Genomic DNA, 16,603 nt, shown 5'->3' on the forward strand with positions numbered 1-16,603 from the left:
CTATTTTGTTCGCTGCCGTCCCCACCGGCTCAGCCTTGTCCCCGCGTTCAACGAGGAGCCGGCCGTGGATGCCGAGTCCGCAGTCACCACCTGCTACCGCCACAGCAGGGTGGAGTGCCATGTCCGCTGCGTCCGCTGCGACCGGTACATCTGCCCGGACTGCATGCGGGAGGCCTCCGTCGGCCACCAGTGCGTGGAGTGCGTGAAGGAGGGCGCCCGGTCGGTGCGGCAGGCGCGGACGGCGTTCGGCGGCCGGATCAACGCGGTGCCGGTCGTGACCTACGTCCTCATGGGGCTCAACATCCTCGCCTACCTGGGCGAGTTGGTGCGCCCTGCGCTCGTGGACCGGTTCGGGATGCTCGGGCGCGGTCTGGCGGGGACCGACGGCGTGCACTACCTGTGGGACTACCCGTACGGCTCCGACGTGCACGCGGAGGGTCTGGTCGGCGGCGAGTGGTACCGGCTGCTGACCGGCGCGTTCCTGCACATGCCGGCTACCGAGGGGACGTTCGGCATCCTGCACATCGTGATGAACATGGCGGCGCTGTGGAGTACCGGCCGGGTGGTCGAGGCGCAGTTGGGCCGCGCCCGCTACCTCGCCCTGTACCTGCTGTCGGCGCTCGGCGGCTCGGTCCTGGTCCTGCTGATCGACCCGGACGCGCTGACGGTCGGCGCGTCCGGCGCGATCTTCGGTCTCGGCGCCGCGTACTACGTCATGGCCCGCCGGCTGGGCTACGACATGAACGCCGTCAACCGGTACATCGGGGGCCTGCTGATGTGGCTGGTGGTCTCGGCCGCGCTCACGTCCTGGCAGGCGCACCTGGGCGGTCTGCTGACGGGCGGCCTGGTGACCATGGCGTACGCGTACGCCCCGCGCGGAGGCCGTCGCACCCTGGTCCAGGCGGGCGCGTGCGTGGCCCTGCTGGTCCTGCTCGTGGCGCTTGCCTGGGCGAAGGTCTCGGAACTGTCGGGAGGGGCGGCCTGACCAGGGCCGTACGGGTGTCTGTCATGAGACGTTCTGGAATATTGCTTTTCGCGGCCGCTCCGGTTCTCGTGCTGGCGGTACTGCTCGCCTTCGATCCGCGGGACCCTGAGCCGTCCCCGGCGAAGCGGCACTCGGCCGCGGACGAGTCCCGCGAGGACACCAGGAGGCGGGCCGAACGGCTGGAGAAGCTCCAGGACGACAAGGTGGTCGCCGAGGCGCCGCCGGGTTTGGCCGCGCCCGCGAAGAAGGAACTCGCCCAGCAGCTCGTGGCGAGCGCCGAGAACGCCACGCTCGACTGGCGCGGCACCTACGGCCACATCGAGGACGTCGGCGTCGGCGACGGCTACACCGCGGGGATCATCGGCTACTGCACCGGCACCCACGACCTGCTCACCCTGGTCGAGCGCTACACCAGGGCCCACCCGGACAACGGCCTCGCCCCGTATCTGCCCGCGCTGCGCGAGGTCGACGGCACCGACTCCCACGATGGCCTGGACCCGGGCTTCACCGCGGCCTGGAAGGCGGAGTCGGAGCGTCCGGCCTTCCGCAAGGCGCAGGAGCGGGAGCGCGACCGCTCCTACTTCGACCCGGCCGTACGTCTCGCCAAGCTCGACGGCCTGGGCACACTGGGCCAGTTCATCTACTACGACGCGATGGTCTTCCACGGCCCCGGCGTCGACGAGGACGGCTTCTACGCCCTGCGCGAGCGTGCCCTGAAGGAGGCCGACACCCCGGCGGCGGGCGGCCGGGAGAAGACCTATCTCGACATCTTCCTCGGCATGCGCCGCGAGGCCATGGAGGCCCGCGGGACGAACCGTGACACCAGCCGTATCGACACCGCCCAGCGGCAGTTCCTGTACGACGGGAACATGGATCTGAAGACGCCGCTGGTGTGGAAGGTGTACGGGGAGACCTACAAGGTTCCCTGAGTCCTCGAGACTTGGACCTTGGGCCTTGGAGCTCCGGGACAAGCAGCAGCGCCTGCCCTGTGTCCGGTCGGGGACTGGGCAGGCGCCGCCTCGGGGGGTCTGGGGGTTTCCCCCAGATATCCCGCCCACACGCCTTTGTGCGGGACGTACGTGAGTGACCGTCAGGTCACAGTCCTGGCCGTCAGGCCGTCAGCGAGCGGTCCGTCGGCCGGATCGGTGCCGGCAGGTCGCCGGCCCCCATGAGGTGGCGGTCGACGCCGCGGGCGGCCGAGCGGCCCTCGGCGATCGCCCACACGATGAGGGACTGGCCGCGGCCGGCGTCACCGGCGACGAAGACACCCGGCACGTTGGTCTGGAAGTCCGCGTCACGGGCGATGTTACCGCGCTCGTCGAGTTCCAGGCCGAACTGGTCGACGAGGCCGTTCTCCCGGTCGGTTCCGGTGAAGCCCATGGCGAGGGCGACCAGTTGGGCCGGGATCCTGCGCTCGCTGCCCGGCTTGGGTGCCGGCCTGCCGTCCACGAACTCGACCTCGGCCAGGTGCAGCCACCGCACATTGCCGTCCTCGTCGCCCTCGAAGCGGGTCGTGGACGCCGAGTAGATCCGCTCGCCGCCCTCCTCGTGGGCCGAGGTGACCTTGTACAGCAGCGGGAAGGTCGGCCAGGGCTGGTCGACGGGGTGCCGCTCGTCGTTCGGACGGGGCATGATCTCCAACTGCGTGACGGAGGCGGCGCCCTGGCGGTGGGCGGTGCCCACGCAGTCGGCGCCCGTGTCACCGCCGCCGATGACGACGACGTGCTTGCCCTGAGCCGAGATCGGCGCCACCACGTAGTCGCCCTCCTGGACCTTGTTGGCCAGGGGCAGGTACTCCATCGCCTGGTGGACGCCGCCCAGTTCGCGGCCGGGGACGGGCAGGTCGCGGGCGGTGGTGGAGCCGGCGGCGACGACGATCGCGTCGTAGCGCTTCTTCAGGTCGGTCGCCGTCAGGTCGCGGCCGATCTCGACACCCGTACGGAACCGGGTGCCCTCCGCGCGCATCTGCTCGATACGGCGGTTGATGTGCCGCTTCTCCATCTTGAACTCGGGGATGCCGTAGCGCAGCAGGCCTCCGACGCGGTCGGCGCGCTCGTAGACGGCGACCGTGTGGCCCGCCCTGGTGAGCTGCTGGGCGGCGGCCAGGCCCGCCGGTCCTGAGCCGATGACCGCGACGGTCTTGCCGGACAGCCGCTCGGGGATGCGCGGGGCGACGTCGCCGTTCTCCCACGCCTTGTCGATGATCGAGACCTCGACGTTCTTGATGGTGACCGGCTGTTGGCTGATGCCGAGCACGCACGCCGACTCGCAGGGCGCCGGGCACAGCCGGCCGGTGAACTCGGGGAAGTTGTTCGTCGCGTGCAGCCGTTCGGAGGCGGCGGCCCAGTCCTCGCGGTAGGCGTAGTCGTTCCACTCCGGGATCAGGTTCCCGAGCGGGCAGCCGTTGTGGCAGAACGGGATGCCGCAGTCCATGCACCGGCCGGCCTGCTTGCTGATGATCGGCAGCAGCGAGCCGGGGACGTGGACCTCGTTCCAGTCCCTCGTGCGCTCCTCGACCGGACGGTACGCGGCGACCTCGCGGCCGTGGTTCAGAAAGCCCTTCGGGTCAGCCATGGATCGCCGCCTCCATCATCTTCTCGGTGATCTCGGTCTCGGTCAGACCGGCCCGCTCGGCGGCGTCCTTGGCGGCGAGCACTGCCTTGTACGTACGGGGGATGATCCTGCTGAAGCGCTCGACCGCGGTGTCCCACTCGGCGAGCAGCTTCCCGGCGACGGTCGAGCCCGTCTCCTCCTGGTGGCGGCGCACCACGTCGCGCAGCCACTGCCGGTCGGAGTCGTCCAGCGCCTCGACCGCGTCGGCGTTGCCGGGGTTGACGTTGTCGCGGTCGAGGTCGATGACGTAGGCGATGCCGCCGGACATGCCGGCCGCGAAGTTGCGGCCGGTCTCGCCGAGGACCACCGCGTGGCCGCCGGTCATGTACTCGCAGCCGTGGTCGCCCACGCCCTCGGAGACGACCAGCGCGCCGGAGTTGCGCACGCAGAACCGCTCACCGGTCCGGCCGCGCAGGAACATCTCGCCGCCGGTCGCGCCGTAGGCGAGGGTGTTGCCCGCGATGACGCTGTACTCGGCGAGGTGTTCGGCGGCGCGGTCGGGGCGGACCACGATCCGGCCGCCCGAGAGGCCCTTGCCGACGTAGTCGTTGGCGTCGCCCTCCAGGCGCAGCGTGATGCCGCGCGGGACGAAGGCGCCGAAGGACTGGCCGGCGGAGCCGGTGAAGGTGATGTCGATGGTGTCGTCGGGCAGTCCCGCGCCGCCGAACTTCTTCGTCACCTCGTGGCCGAGCATGGTGCCGACCGTGCGGTTGATGTTGCGGATGGCGACCTGGGCGCGCACCGGCTGGGCGCCGGCGGCGCCGGGCGCGGCCAGGGAGTCGGCGGCGAGCCTGATCAGCTCGTTGTCGAGCGCCTTCTCCAGGCCGTGGTCCTGGGCGGTCACCTGGTGGCGCACCGCGCCCTCGGGCAGCTCGGGCACGTGGAACAGCGGTTCCAGGTCCAGTCCCTGCGCCTTCCAGTGGTCGACCGCGCGGGTCACGTCGAGGACCTCGGCGTGGCCGACGGCCTCCTCGATGGAGCGGAAGCCCAGTTCGGCGAGGAGTTCGCGGACCTCCTCGGCGATGAACCGGAAGAAGTTCACGACGTGCTCGGCCTGGCCGGTGAACCGCTCGCGCAGCACCGGGTTCTGGGTGGCGATGCCGACCGGGCAGGTGTCCAGGTGGCAGACGCGCATCATGATGCAGCCGGAGACGACCAGCGGCGCGGTCGCGAAGCCGAACTCCTCGGCGCCGAGCAGCGCGGCGATCACCACGTCGCGGCCGGTCTTGAGCTGGCCGTCGGTCTGCACGACGATCCGGTCCCGCAGCCCGTTGAGCAGGAGCGTCTGCTGGGTCTCGGCCAGGCCCAGTTCCCAGGGGCCGCCCGCGTGCTTCAGCGAGGTCAGCGGGGAGGCGCCGGTGCCGCCGTCGTGGCCGGAGATCAGGACCACGTCGGCGTGCGCCTTGGAGACGCCCGCGGCGACCGTGCCGACGCCGACCTCGGAGACCAGCTTGACGTGGATCCGGGCCCGCGGGTTGGCGTTCTTCAGGTCGTGGATCAGCTGGGCCAGGTCCTCGATGGAGTAGATGTCGTGGTGCGGCGGCGGGGAGATCAGGCCGACGCCGGGGGTGGAGTGCCGGGTCCTGGCCACCCACGGGTAGACCTTGTGGCCGGGCAGCTGGCCGCCCTCGCCGGGCTTGGCGCCCTGGGCCATCTTGATCTGGATGTCGTCGGAGTTGACGAGGTACTCGCTGGTCACGCCGAAGCGGCCGGAGGCGACCTGCTTGACGGCGGACCGGCGGGCCGGGTCGTAGAGGCGGTCCGCGTCCTCGCCGCCCTCACCGGTGTTGGACTTGCCACCGAGCTGGTTCATGGCGATGGCGAGGGTCTCGTGCGCCTCCTTGGAGATGGAGCCGTACGACATGGCGCCGGTGGAGAAGCGCCTGACGATCTCGGAGACCGGTTCGACCTCGTCGACGGGGACCGGCGCCCGGCCGGAGGCGAAGCCGAACAGGCCGCGGAGCGTCATCAGGCGCTCGGACTGTTCGTTCACCCGGTCCGTGTACTTCTTGAAGATGTCGTAGCGGCCGGTGCGCGTGGAGTGCTGGAGGCGGAAGACCGTCTCCGGGTCGAACAGGTGCGGCTCGCCCTCGCGGCGCCACTGGTACTCGCCGCCGATCTCCAGCGCGCGGTGCGCCGGGGCGATGCCGGACGCCGGGTAGGCCTTGGCGTGGCGGGCGGCGACCTCCTTGGCGATGACGTCGACGCCGACGCCGCCGATCTTGGTGGCGGTGCCGACGAAGTACTCGCCGACGAAGGCCTCGTCCAGGCCGACGGCCTCGAAGACCTGGGCGCCGCGGTAGGAGGCGACGGTGGAGATGCCCATCTTGGACATGACCTTCAGTACGCCCTTGCCGAGGGCCTGGATCAGGTTGCGGATGGCGTTCTCGGGCTCGCCGCCCGGCAGGAAGGTGCCCGCGCGGACCAGGTCCTCGACGGACTCCATCGCCAGGTACGGGTTGACCGCGGCGGCGCCGTAGCCGATCAGCAGGGCGACGTGGTGGACCTCGCGGACGTCGCCGGCCTCGACCAGCAGGCCCACGTGGGTGCGCTGCCTGGTGCGGATCAGGTGGTGGTGCACGGCCGCGGTGAGCAGCAGCGACGGGATCGGGGCGTGCTCGGCGTCCGAGTGGCGGTCGGACAGGACGATCAGGCGGGCGCCGTTGCCGATGGCGGCGTCGGCCTCGGCGCAGACCTCCTCGATGCGCGCGGAGAGCGCGTCGCCGCCGCCGGAGACCCGGTACAGGCCGGAGAGGGTCGCGGCCTTGAAGCCGGGCATGTCTCCGTCGGCGTTGATGTGGATGAGCTTGGCCAGCTCGTCGTTGTCGATCACCGGGAAGGGCAGGACGACGCTGCGGCAGGAGGCCGCGGTGGGCTCCAGGAGGTTGCCCTGCGGGCCGAGCGAGCTGCGCAGGGAGGTGACCAGCTCCTCGCGGATCGCGTCCAGCGGCGGGTTGGTGACCTGCGCGAACAGCTGGGTGAAGTAGTCGAAGAGCAGCCGCGGGCGCTCGGAGAGGGCCGCGATCGGCGCGTCGGTGCCCATGGAGCCGATCGGCTCGGCGCCGCTCTTGGCCATCGGCGCGAGCAGGACGCGCAGCTCCTCCTCGGTGTAGCCGAAGGTCTGCTGGCGGCGGGTGACGGAGGCGTGGGTGTGCACGATGTGCTCGCGCTCGGGCAGGTCGCCCAGTTCGATCTCGCCGGCCTGGACCCACTCCGCGTAGGGCTGCTCGGCGGCGAGGGCCGCCTTGATCTCGTCGTCCTCGATGATGCGGTGCTCGGCGGTGTCGACGAGGAACATGCGGCCGGGCTGGAGCCGGCCCTTGCGGACGACCCTGGCCGGGTCGATGTCGAGCACGCCGACCTCGGAGCCGAGGACGACGAGGCCGTCGTCGGTGACCCAGTAGCGGCCGGGACGCAGGCCGTTGCGGTCGAGGACGGCGCCGACCTGGGTGCCGTCGGTGAAGGTGACGCAGGCCGGGCCGTCCCAGGGCTCCATCATCGTGGAGTGGTACTCGTAGAAGGCGCGCCGGGCCGGGTCCATGGCGGCGTGGTTCTCCCACGCCTCCGGGATCATCATCAGCACGGAGTGCGGCAGTGAGCGTCCGCCGAGGTGGAGCAGTTCCAGGACCTCGTCGAAGGTGGCGGAGTCGGAGGCGCCCGGTGTGCACACCGGGAAGATCCGCTCCAGCTTCTCCGCGGGACCGAACAGGCCGGAGGCCAGCCGGGACTCGCGGGCGCGCATCCAGTTGCGGTTGCCCTGGACGGTGTTGATCTCGCCGTTGTGGGCGACGAAGCGGTACGGGTGCGCGAGCGGCCAGCTCGGGAAGGTGTTCGTGGAGAAGCGGGAGTGGACGAGCGCGATGGCCGAGGCGAATCGGCGGTCGGACAGGTCCGGGAAGAAGGGCTCCAGCTGGCCGGTGGTGAGCATCCCCTTGTAGACGAGGGTGCGGGCCGACAGCGACGGGAAGTAGACGCCGGCCTCGCGTTCGGCGCGCTTGCGCAGCACGAACGCCTTGCGGTCCAGGGCGATGCCCTCGCTCACGCCGTCGGTCACGAACAGCTGGCGGAAGACGGGCATGGTGGAGCGGGCGGTGGCGCCGAGCAGTTCGGGGGCGACCGGGACCTCGCGCCAGCCGAGGACGGTCAGGCCCTCGTCGCCGGCGATGGCCTCGATGCGCGTGACGGCGTCCTCGGTGCCGTCCCCGGGCAGGAAGGCGATGCCGACGGCGTAGGCGCCGGCCGCGGGAAGTCCGAATCCGGCCACCTCGCGCAGGAAGGCGTCGGGCACCTGGGAGAGCAGACCGGCGCCGTCGCCGGAGTCGGGCTCCGAGCCGGTCGCGCCGCGGTGTTCCAGGTTGCGCAGAACCGTGAGCGCCTGCTCGACCAGCGCATGGCTCGCCTCACCGGTGAGGGTGGCCACGAAGCCGACGCCGCAGGCGTCGTGCTCGTCGCGGGGGTCGTACATGCCCTGCGCGGCAGGGCGGGCATCCATGAAGGCCCAGTTCTGGCCGTTCGAGGAATGCTGGGACGGCTGGCGCGGCATACGCATCGGCTCTCCCGTCGTCGTCATGTGGCTGGGGGTCCCTCCCAGGCCTTTCAGGCTCTGGGGGAGGAGTGCCGAGGGACGACGTTGGCCCTCTGCCGGAAATGCGAGATTTCGTGCAGATTACATGATGGAGGGTTTCTCAAGAATCGGAAACCGCGTTCCAGCATGCGGGCACCTCGGGCTGACGGCGGGGGTACCGCGCCCGGCGGTGAAGGCTGTGGGGGCGGCGGACGAGATCGGTCGGATCGGTGTCCGTCGGCCCGGGGAGGAACAGGGAGGGCGACGTCGCCCGGCCCTGCGCATGCGCGACAGGCCTCGTTGCCTGCGGGTGCCTACGGCTCATGCCCCGTGGTCGCACGGCCGAAACCAGCGGATGAGCGGGTAATGACGCACTTGTGCGACTGACAGCGCACAGGTTCCGGTGCGTCATCCTACGGCGGCACCGAACAGGCTGCCCAGCGCGTAGGTCACGCCGGCGGCGGCACCACCAAGGGCGAGCTGCCGCAGACCGCTGTACCACCAGGTCCGCGCCGTCACCCTGGCCACCACCGCGCCGCAGGCGAACAGTCCCAGGAGGGCGAGCAGCACGGCCGGCCACAGCACGGTGGCCCCCAGCAGGTACGGCGACACGGGCAGGAGCGCGCCGAGCGCGAACGAGCCGAACGACGACACCGCGGCGACCAACGGGGAGGGCAGGTCGCCGGGGTCGATGCCCAGCTCCTCCCTGGCGTGTATCTCCAGGGCCTGCTCGGGGTCCTTCGACAGCTGCCGGGCCACCTCCTGGGCGAGTCCGGGCTCCACTCCGCGCGAGACGTACAGGGCGGCGAGCTCCCGCTCCTCGTCCTCGGGGTGCTTGCGCAGCTCGCGGCGCTCGACGTCCAGCTCGGCCTCGACCAGCTCACGCTGCGAGGCGACGGAGGTGTACTCGCCGGCGGCCATGGAGAAGGCACCCGCGGCCAGGCCCGCGAGACCGGTGAGGACAATGGTCTCGCGGCCCAGCGCGCCGCCCGCCACACCGGTCATCAGGGCGAGGTTGGAGACCAGGCCGTCCATCGCACCGAAGACCGCGGGGCGCAGCCAGCCACCGTTCACGTCGCGGTGCGTGTGGTTGTCGCGGTGCGCCTCGTGAAGCGTCGCTTCGGTGTCGATGATGGCCATGGCGTGGTCCCCCTGAGAGCTGTGCGAGAACTTAGGTAAGGCTGACTTTTGGACGAGTTCTACTTTTCGACAACACTGAATCTACGCTCGAAATTTCACGGCCGCCAGCAAGGGAAGGCTGGGCTAACCTGCGGTTTTGCACTGGTGTGCTCATTCGTGAATCAGCTCGCACACATGTCGTACGGGTGATGGTGAGGTGCCGGAGGCTGCACCGGGCCCCGCTCTGGGGACAGTTCCGCTGAGGGCTCCCGCCCCTGCGGGGCGCCCCGGGAGGAGAGCCCGTGGGATCGACCGTCCGTGCCCCGCAGGCCCCGGCGTCTGCCCCGGCCGTCTCGCGCGAACGGGCCCGCGGCGCGCTGCTCGGCCTCGCCGTCGGCGACGCGCTCGGGGCGCCCGCGGAGAATCTGACGCCGTCCGAGATCCGCGCCCGCTGGGGCCGGATCACCGGCTACGTCGCCGACCGGCCGGCCGGCACGGACGACACCGAGTACGCGATCTTCTCCGGGCTGCTGCTGGCCCGGTACGGCCACGCGCTCACCCCGGCCCGGGTGGAGGCGGCCTGGCGCGAGTTCATCGCCGACCGCGAAGAGGGCCCCTTCCGCGGGGCCGGGTTCAGCGAGCGGGGCACGCTGGAGAACCTTCGCCGTGGGCTGGCCGCCCCCGTCTCCGCCCAGCACCGGCACGCCTGGAGCGACGGGCTGGCCATGCGGGCGGCGCCGTTCGGGGTGTTCGCGGCCGGGCGGCCCGCCGAGGCGGCCCGGCTGGTGGCGATCGACGGCTCGGTCAGCCACGAGGGCGAGGGCCTCCACGGCGGCCGGGCGGTGGCCGCAGGGGTCGCGGCGGCGATGGCGGGCGCGCCGCCGGTCGCGGTCGTGGCCGCCGCCCTCGCCGTCGTCCCCGACGACTCCTGGACGGCCCGCTCGCTGCGCCGGGCCACGGCCGCCGCGCACCGCGGCGAACGCGCGGTCCGTTCCGCGGTGGTCATCGGCGGCTATCCCTGGTCCGACCTGGCACCCGAGGCGGTCGCCCTCGCCTTCGGCGCGTACGCCGCCGCCGACGGCGACTTCCGCGAGGCGGTCCTCACCGCCGTCAACATGGGCCGCGACGCCGACACCACAGCGGCGGTCGCGGGCGCGCTGGCCGGTGCGACGCAGGGGCTCCCGGCCATTCCGGACGAGTGGGCGCGGGCCATCGGTCCCGTCCGGGGCAGCTGCCTGCCGTCGATGGCGGGCCGGCACGTACTGGACGTCGCCGACCTGCTGGTGACCGCGGGCGCTTCCGCCGGACTCCCCCGTCACGAAGCCCCCGCACGACATGAGGCACCCCCCGTTCCCGACCGCGCGGCCTACGCCCTCACCGCGGGCGACGAGGAGACCCGGACATGAGCCATCAGACCGAGATGCCGGTCACCGACCACCCGGCACGCCGCGACCACCCGCTCGCGACGCCCGGCCCGCACGCACGCCCCGAGCCACGGGTCCCCCGGCGGCCAAGGGGAGAGGCGGTCGTGACGCGGCGGATCGAAGGGCTGTTGCTGGGGCTGGCCGCCGGGGACGCCGCCGGGTGGCCCGCCGCGCGCCACCGGGCCGCCCGGCTGCCGGAGTGGACCCGGCGCCTCACCCGGGAGCTGGACACCTTCGCCGAGCTGAACGCGACGACGACGCTCCCGGTGCCCATCGCGCTGAACCAGCCGCCCGAGCCGCTGCGCCTCGGCCCCTCCGACGACGCCGAGTGGGCGGTGTTCACCGCAGAGGCCCTGTTGCGGGCGGGGGACGACGAGGCGTTCGGCGACCTCGGCCGGGAGCGGCGAGTCCGGGCCGCGATCGACCTGACCTGGAACGCCGTCGCCGGCGAGGTCGCGGCGGCGGCCGAACGCGCCCCCGAGGCCGAGTCGGTGGTGCTGCCGCTGCGCGCCCGTATCTCCGTGCGGGCCGGGCTCGGCAACCTGGCGACCGGACTGCGCCCGCCCGCCAGCGGGCACGACAATCCGCACTACTTCGACGACGCCGCCTGCGTACGGGCCTGTGTGCTGGCCACCGCCCACCCGGGCGACCCCGGGCGCGCGGCCGGCCTGGCCGAGTTCGACGCCCGCTACACCCAGGACGGCGACGGCGTCCACGGGGCCCGCGCGATGGCGGCGGCGCTCGCCGAGGCGCTGGCGGGCGCGGAGGTCGGGGCGTGCGTCGCGGCGGCGCTGGCCGAACTGCCCGGGCGGACGGAGATCGGCCGCAACGCCCGGCAGGCACTGCGCCTGGCCGGGGACACCGAGAGCGCGTTCGCGCTCGTTCCGCTGCTCGAGCACCGGATCGTCGACCACGTCTACAGCTACGGCATCGCCGCCGCCGAGACCGTACCGGTCGCCCTCGCGCTGGCCACGGCGGCGGAGGGCCGGATCGCCGACGCACTGCCTGCCGCGGCCTGCCTGTCCCGGATCGCCGACTCCGCCCCGGCCCTGACGGGCGCGCTGACCGGTGCGCTCGGCGGCGGCGAGGCGATCCCGGCGTCCTGGCGCGAGGCGTGCCGCACCCTGTCCGGCTGCGTGCTGCCCCGCCTCACCGGCACCGACCTGGTGGAACTCGCCGGACTCCTGGAAGCCGCACAACCGACCCCTCCAGGAGGATGATTCCGGGCATGACGCCCAAAGGAGAACAGAGCCGAGGCGCGGTCCGGGACGCGGACCTGGAGGAGCGGATCACCGGCGCACTCGTGGGAGCGGCCGTCGGCGACGCGCTCGGCGGCCCCGTAGAGGGCTACTCCCCCGATCAGATCTTCGAGCGCCACGGCGGCCGCGTGCACGGCGTCGTCGGCCCCTGGCACGGCGAGCAGTGGCGCACCGCCCGCCCCATCGCCCCGTACCACAAGGGCGACGGCCACGTCACCGACGACACCTTGATGACACACGCCCTGGTCCGGGTGTACGCACGCGTCCGCGACCACCTCGACGCCTACGCGATCGCCGACCACCTGGTGCCCGACCTGATGACGAACCCGCGCTGGATCCCGGAGCTCCAGGCCGAGGCGCTGCCGCTGCACCGGGTGTTCCTGGCGGAGAAGTGGCTGGTGGCGCGGCTGCACTACGGCCACGTCGACCCGCGCGAGGCCGGCGCCGGAAACATCGTCAACTGCGGTGCCGCGATGTACATGGCGCCCGTGGGCCTGGTCAACGCGGCCAACCCGGCGGCCGCGTACGCCGAGGCCCTGGACGTCGCGGGCGCCCACCAGTCCTCCTACGGCAGGGAGGCGGCGGGCGTCCTGGCGGCCGCGGTGGCGGCGGCCTGCGCGCCGGGGGCGAGCCCGGACTCGGTGGTGGCGGCGTGCCTGTCGCTGGCGAAGGACGGCACCCGCGCCGCGATCGAGCGGGTCTGCGAAGTGGCCCGTGACTGCCCGGACTTCGAGTCGGCGCTCGGCCCGCTGCGGGAGGCGGTGGCGCCGTACGACACGGTCGGGCCGGACTACCGGAACCCGTCCCTGGGCGCCCGCCGCCCCTCCCGTCTGCACGCGATCGAGGAACTGCCCGTCGCGCTCGGCATGTTGACGGTGGCGCGCGGCGACTTCCGGCAGGCCGTCCTCGGCGCGGTGAACTACGGCCGCGACTGCGACTCCATCGCGACGATGGCCGGGGCGCTGGCGGGCGCGCTGGGCTCGCCCGTCCCGGAGGACTGGGCGAAGACGGTGGCCGAGGCCAGCCGCCTGGACCTGTGGGAACCGGCGCGCGCGCTGGCCGGGGTGACCCGGGAGATCTTCGAGAAGGACGTACGGCGGCGGCGCGCCCACGAGCGGGCGTTCGCCGGGATGGGAGGTCCGGAATGCTCCGACTGACCTGGGTCCAGCCGGAGGACCTGCTCGGCCACGAGCTGCGCCAGGCGGTGCAGGACGGCCGCGAACCGTCGGCGATCGCCGCCCGCTGGCGTGCGGCGGGCGGCCCGGAGGCCCCGGCCCGCGCGGGCGCGTCCCCTGGGCGCGCCTCCCGCTATCTGCGCCTCCTGGCGGAGGACCTGCTGGACGAACTGGCCGAACTGCCCAGCCGGCTGGCGGACGCGGAACCGACGGACCCGGCCGCGATCGAGGCGCTGTGCCCGAACTGGCCGAAGCAGCCGGGGACTTCCGCCCCCTCGGTGACTGCCGAGCGCCTGGAGGCGGCCTGGCTCGGCCGGGCCGCGGGCTGTCTGCTGGGCAAGCCCGTGGAGAAGCTGCCCCTCACCGGCATCCGCCAACTCGCCCGGGCCACCGGCAACTGGCCGCTGCACACCTGGTTCACCGCCAGGGGCGTACCGGAGGACCTGGCCGTCGCCTACCCCTGGAACCGCCGCTCGGCGGCCCACTGCCTGGCCGAGAACATCGACGGCATGCCCGAGGACGACGACCTCAACTACCCGCTGCTCAACCTCCTTCTCCTGCAGCGGCACGGGAAGCGGTTCACGACCGCCGACACCGCGCGCCTCTGGCTGGACGAACTCCCCGCCGGCCGTACCTTCACCGCCGAACGCGTCGCCTACCGCAACCTGCTGCTCGGCATCGAACCCCCGCACACCGCCCGGCACCGCAACCCCTTCCGCGAGTGGATCGGCGCCCTGACCCGTGCCGACGTGCACGGCTGGACCAACCCCGGCGACCCGGCGGCCGCGGCCGCGCAGGCCCACCGCGACGCCGCCCTGACCCACACCGCGAACGGCGTCTACGCCGCGATGTTCGCCGCCGCCGTCATCGCCGCCGCGGCGACCGGAACCGACGACGTCCACACCTGCCTGGCCACGGGCCTGACCGTCGTGCCGCCCGGCTCCCGGCTCGCCCGCGCCGTGCGCCACGCCGTCCGACTCGCGCGGGAACACGAGGACTTCGACCGGATCGTGGACGAACTCCACGCCGTCCACGCCGACTTCCACTGGGTGCACGCCGTGCCCAACACCGCGCTGATCGCAGCCGCGCTGACCCACGCCGACGGCGACTTCACCGGTTCCGTCTGCCGTGCCGTCTCCGGCGGCTGGGACACCGACTCGAACGGTGCCACGGCCGGCGGTGTCGCGGCCCTCCTCGCCGGTTCCCCGGGCGCGCTGCCCGACCGCTGGACGGCGCCGCTCAAGAACCGGCTGGCCACATCGGTGGGCGACTTCGACGGCACCGGATTCGACACCCTGGCCCACCTCACGCACCTGGAGGCCTCCCGTCCGATGAGCGACGCCGACGGGCCCACCTCATGACCGCGCCCCACGACACCGCGCCCGGCGCCGGCGGCCCGCTCGCCGGTCTGCGCGTGCTCGACCTCGCCACCCTCTTCGCCGGTCCCATCGCCGCCACCATGCTCGGTGACTTCGGCGCCGAGGTGATCAAGGTCGAGCACCCGGTGAAGCCGGACCCGTCCCGGGGCCACGGGCCGTCGAAGGACGGGGTCGGCCTGTGGTGGAAGCTGCTCGGCCGGAACAAGCGCACCATCACGCTGGACCTGTCGAAACCCGGTGGCCGCCGCACCCTGCTGCGGCTGGCCGCCGGCGCCGACGTGATCGTCGAGAACTTCCGGCCCGGCACCCTGGAGAGGTGGGAGCTCGGCTGGCCGGAGCTGTCGGCGGCCAATCCGCGCCTGGTGCTGGCCCGGGTCACCGGGTTCGGCCAGTTCGGCCCGTACGCCTCCCGGCCCGGGTTCGGCACCCTGGCGGAGGCGCTGAGCGGGTTCGCCGCGATCACGGGCGAGCCGGACGCGCCCCCGACGCTCCCGCCGTTCGGGCTCGCCGACTCGATCGCGGGCCTGGCCACGGCGTACGCGGTGATGACCGCGCTCACGGCACGGGAGCGCACCGGCGCCGGCCAGATCGTGGACATGGCGATCATCGAGCCGATCCTGACCGTCCTCGGCCCGCAGCCCCTGTGGTACGACCAGCTCGGCTACATCCAGCCCCGCACCGGCAACCGCACCCAGAACAACGCCCCGCGCAACGCCTACCGCACCAGCGACGGCACCTGGGTGGCGGTCTCCGCCTCGGCCCAGTCGGTCGCGGAACGGGTGATGCGGCTGGTGGGCCGCCCGGAGCTGATCGACGAGCCCTGGTTCGCGAGCGGCGAGGAGCGGGCCGCGCACGCCGACCTGCTCGACGAGGCGGTCGGCGGCTGGATCGCCCGGCACACCCGCACCGAGGTCCTGGCCGCCTTCGCGAAGGCCCAGGCGGCGATCGCGCCGATCCAGGACGTACGGGACGTGATGGCCGACCCGCAGTACCGGGCCCTCGGCACCCTGACCACCCTGCACGACCCGGAACTCGGCCGGATGCGCATGCAGAACGTCCTCTTCCGGCTCTCCGCCACCCCGGGCGCGATCCGCTGGGCGGGCCGCCCGCACGGCGCGGACACGGACGCGGTGCTGACCGAACTCGGCCTCACCGCGGAGGAGCTGGCCGCGCTGCGTGCGGAGGGCGCCCTGTGACGGTCACCGCCTTCTGTCCGCTCACCTGGCTTTACGCTCCGGGCGACCGCCCGCACGTCGTGGCCAAGGCGCTGGCCTCCGGCGCCGACGTGGTGGTCGTCGACCTGGAGGACGCGGTCGCCCCGGACCGCAAGGAGTACGCCCGCGCGGCCACCGCCGAGCTGCTGACCGAGCCGCCGCCGGTCCCGGTGCATGTGCGGATCAACGCGGTCGACGGGCCGCTGGCCGCCGCGGACCTGGCGGCGGTGGCGCCCCGGCCGGGCCTTGCGGGGCTGAGGCTGCCGAAGGTGACGTCCGCCGGGCAGGTCGCCCGGGTCGCGGCACGGACGGAGACCGCGCAGGGCCCGCCGCCCGCGGACGGTGCGGGGCCTCCGCTGTACGCCCTCCTGGAGACCGCGCTGGCCATCGAGCGCGCCCACGTCATCGCCTCCGCGCACCCCGCCCTGCGCGGCATCTCTATCGGCGAGGCCGACCTCCGCGCCGACCTGGGTGTGCGGCAGGACTCCGGCCTCGACTGGTGCCGCGCCCGGGTCGTCGTGGCCGCCCGCGCGGCCGGTCTCGCCCCGCCGACCCAGTCCGTCCACCCCGACATCCGCGATCTGGAGGGCCTGGCGTCCTCCTGCGCGCACGGCCGCGCCCTCGGCTTCCTCGGCCGCGCGGCCATCCACCCGCGCCAGCTCCCGATCATCGAGCGCGCCTATCTGCCGACCGACCGGGAGCTGGAGGAGGCCGAGACGGTCGTCAAGGCGGCCACCGCGGAGCGGGGCGCGCAGGCCCTCCCGGACGGCCGCTTCATCGACGCGGCGGTGGTGGCGGCGGCCCGGCGCACGCTCGCCCTGGCCCGGCGGTGCTGACACGACGAGGGCGCCCCGGTGATCCGGGGCGCCCT

11 protein-coding genes are annotated in these 16,603 nt (G+C 73.1%); 8 read left to right on the forward strand and 3 right to left on the reverse strand.

Translation table 11 applies throughout. From position 1 onward, the window contains the following. Positions 1-64 precede the first annotated feature (64 nt). A complete protein-coding gene (locus tag CG719_RS17430; protein WP_100569572.1) occupies positions 65-985 on the forward strand; it encodes a rhomboid family intramembrane serine protease in 921 nt (306 codons plus the stop codon). 23 nt (positions 986-1,008) lie between these two features. Next, positions 1,009-1,914, forward strand: a complete 906-nt coding sequence (locus CG719_RS17435) for a chitosanase (RefSeq protein ID WP_100569573.1) — start codon at positions 1,009-1,011, stop codon at positions 1,912-1,914. A gap of 181 nt (positions 1,915-2,095) precedes the next feature. On the opposite strand, the gene CG719_RS17440 is transcribed toward CG719_RS17435, so the two are convergent. The 3 genes from CG719_RS17440 to CG719_RS17450 all read right to left on the reverse strand — a co-directional run bounded on the left by CG719_RS17440 (position 2,096) and on the right by CG719_RS17450 (position 9,302). Continuing rightward, positions 2,096-3,559 (reverse strand): glutamate synthase subunit beta, encoded by a 1,464-nt coding sequence (locus tag CG719_RS17440; RefSeq protein ID WP_100569574.1) that lies wholly within the window; start codon positions 3,557-3,559, stop codon positions 2,096-2,098. Beyond that, positions 3,552-8,063: a glutamate synthase large subunit gene (gene gltB / locus CG719_RS17445; RefSeq protein WP_100569640.1), complete on the reverse strand. Its 4,512-nt coding sequence runs from the start codon at positions 8,061-8,063 to the stop codon at positions 3,552-3,554. The genes CG719_RS17440 and gltB overlap by 8 nt, the downstream gene beginning before the upstream one ends. 507 nt (positions 8,064-8,570) lie before the next feature. Then, positions 8,571-9,302 carry a VIT1/CCC1 transporter family protein gene (locus CG719_RS17450; RefSeq protein ID WP_100569575.1) on the reverse strand — a complete coding sequence of 244 codons (732 nt, stop codon included), beginning with the start codon at positions 9,300-9,302 and terminating at the stop codon, positions 8,571-8,573. A gap of 281 nt (positions 9,303-9,583) precedes the next feature. Between CG719_RS17450 and CG719_RS17455 the strand changes: the two genes are divergently transcribed. From CG719_RS17455 to CG719_RS17480, 6 genes are read left to right on the forward strand one after another with little or no spacing between them, the layout of a single operon-like run. Beyond that, positions 9,584-10,687, forward strand: coding sequence for an ADP-ribosylglycohydrolase family protein (locus CG719_RS17455; protein WP_199836675.1), 1,104 nt, complete (start codon positions 9,584-9,586; stop codon positions 10,685-10,687). Continuing rightward, positions 10,684-11,925, forward strand: coding sequence for an ADP-ribosylglycohydrolase family protein (locus tag CG719_RS17460; RefSeq protein WP_100569576.1), 1,242 nt, complete (start codon positions 10,684-10,686; stop codon positions 11,923-11,925). Before CG719_RS17455 ends, CG719_RS17460 begins: the two co-directional genes overlap by 4 nt. A gap of 8 nt (positions 11,926-11,933) precedes the next feature. Further along, the gene (locus CG719_RS17465; protein ID WP_100569641.1) at positions 11,934-13,121 is read left to right on the forward strand and encodes an ADP-ribosylglycohydrolase family protein; all 1,188 of its coding nucleotides are present in this window, start codon (positions 11,934-11,936) and stop codon (positions 13,119-13,121) included. After that, positions 13,109-14,500 (forward strand): ADP-ribosylglycohydrolase family protein, encoded by a 1,392-nt coding sequence (locus tag CG719_RS17470; RefSeq protein ID WP_100569577.1) that lies wholly within the window; start codon positions 13,109-13,111, stop codon positions 14,498-14,500. Before CG719_RS17465 ends, CG719_RS17470 begins: the two co-directional genes overlap by 13 nt. Continuing rightward, positions 14,497-15,714, forward strand: coding sequence for a CaiB/BaiF CoA transferase family protein (locus tag CG719_RS17475; RefSeq protein WP_100569578.1), 1,218 nt, complete (start codon positions 14,497-14,499; stop codon positions 15,712-15,714). The genes CG719_RS17470 and CG719_RS17475 overlap by 4 nt, the downstream gene beginning before the upstream one ends. After that, positions 15,711-16,568, forward strand: a complete 858-nt coding sequence (locus CG719_RS17480; protein ID WP_100569579.1) for an HpcH/HpaI aldolase/citrate lyase family protein — start codon at positions 15,711-15,713, stop codon at positions 16,566-16,568. Before CG719_RS17475 ends, CG719_RS17480 begins: the two co-directional genes overlap by 4 nt. Positions 16,569-16,603 lie beyond the last annotated feature (35 nt).

The sequence above is a fragment of the Streptomyces sp. CB01373 genome, assembly GCF_002803075.1.
Lineage (GTDB): Bacteria > Actinomycetota > Actinomycetes > Streptomycetales > Streptomycetaceae > Streptomyces.

Excerpts from the sequence above, each read along its gene's own strand:
- CG719_RS17465 (WP_100569641.1), top strand. The coding sequence starts at position 11,934 with ATGACGCCCAAAGGAGAACAGAGCCGAGGCGCGGTCCGGGACGCGGAC.
- CG719_RS17440 (WP_100569574.1), bottom strand. The coding sequence starts at position 3,559 with ATGGCTGACCCGAAGGGCTTTCTGAACCACGGCCGCGAGGTCGCCGCG.
- CG719_RS17470 (WP_100569577.1), top strand. The coding sequence starts at position 13,109 with ATGCTCCGACTGACCTGGGTCCAGCCGGAGGACCTGCTCGGCCACGAG.
- gltB (WP_100569640.1), bottom strand. The coding sequence starts at position 8,063 with ATGTACGACCCCCGCGACGAGCACGACGCCTGCGGCGTCGGCTTCGTG.
- CG719_RS17450 (WP_100569575.1), bottom strand. The coding sequence starts at position 9,302 with ATGGCCATCATCGACACCGAAGCGACGCTTCACGAGGCGCACCGCGAC.
- CG719_RS17460 (WP_100569576.1), top strand. The coding sequence starts at position 10,684 with ATGAGCCATCAGACCGAGATGCCGGTCACCGACCACCCGGCACGCCGC.
- CG719_RS17435 (WP_100569573.1), top strand. The coding sequence starts at position 1,009 with ATGAGACGTTCTGGAATATTGCTTTTCGCGGCCGCTCCGGTTCTCGTG.
- CG719_RS17475 (WP_100569578.1), top strand. The coding sequence starts at position 14,497 with ATGACCGCGCCCCACGACACCGCGCCCGGCGCCGGCGGCCCGCTCGCC.